The sequence below is a fragment of the Aquimonas voraii genome (genome assembly GCF_900101825.1).
In the GTDB taxonomy this organism is placed as follows: domain Bacteria; phylum Pseudomonadota; class Gammaproteobacteria; order Xanthomonadales; family Xanthomonadaceae; genus Aquimonas; species Aquimonas voraii.
In genome coordinates, this window is record NZ_FNAG01000038.1 from 1 (window position 1) to 1132 (window position 1132).

The window sequence follows — 1132 nt, forward strand, 5'->3', positions numbered from 1 at the left end:
CAGTCAGGTCGTTCACCGACATCGAAGCGGTCTGCCCTGGGCCGAGATCCGCGAACGGCCCGCCAATGTTCGTGAGATCAACCAGTAGGCTGGCCCAGAACGTATTGGTGATTGTCAGCACGCCCGTGGTCGCGTTGTAGGTCGCGAAGCTGGCGGTGCCTGACCACTGCGCGGCGATGGCGGCAAAGAACGCGTCCTGCGCCAGCCTCACGCTTGCCGCGTTGCGGTTGTAGAGCAGCGTGGAAACGTCCATGCCAGCGCCGTCGGTGGCGCCGATGTTCGTGCCAGGCGCCGCTACGGTCGCGAAACCACCGAAGCCGAAGCTCAGCGTATCCATGTCGACGTCGGACGCCTGCACTGTGCCAACCACCGTGAGCGCGGGCGAGTTCTCGTCCACGCTGAAGGTGTCGTCCTGTGCCACCGGCGCGTCGTTCACCGGGTCGACCGTGAGCAAGAAGGTGTCGATCACGGTCGCGTCGCCGTCGGTCACCGTCAGCGTGATCGTGGCGAAGCCATTCGCATCCTGCTCCGGCGTCGCCACCAGCGTGCGATTCGCACCCGATCCAGCCAGCACCAGGTTGGCGTTCGTCACCAGCGTCTGGTTGTCAGAGGTCGCGGTAACCGTCAGATCCGCAGCGGCGGTTTCGACGTCATTGACGGTGAACACGATCGTACCGGTGTTGGTGTCCTCGTCGATGGTCCGGTCGGTAACGTCGCTGATGGTCGGCGGATCGTTCTCGGCGGTGATCTCGAAGCTCACCGTCGCGGTGTCGGTCAGGACGTCAGGTGCGCCGTTGGTCGTACCGTTGTCGGTGATGGTGTAGGTGAAGCTCGCCGCGCCGTTGAAGTTAGCAGCCGGCACGAACACCACGTCGTTCGAACCATTCAGGCTCACCGAACCACCCACGGCAGCACCCACGCTGTCGATCGTGATCGTCTGGCTACCCTCTTCCGGGCCCGCGTTGTCGTTCGCCAGCAGCGAGGCCTCGGTGAAGACGTACTGCGCCGCGTCCTCCAGGTACGTGCCCGCCGGCGTGTCGTCCACCGCCACCGGCGCGTCGTTGACCTCGGTCACCACCACGTCGAACGTCCGCGTCACCGTGTCCACGCCCATGTTGGCGGTGCCGCCGTC

1 protein-coding gene is annotated in these 1132 nt (G+C 65.2%); it reads right to left on the reverse strand.

Going from position 1 to position 1132, the window contains the following annotated elements; all coding sequences use genetic code 11:
• On the reverse strand, window positions 1-1132 hold a 1132-nt coding region (locus BLP83_RS18820; RefSeq protein WP_176764286.1), incomplete at both ends, for an Ig-like domain-containing protein.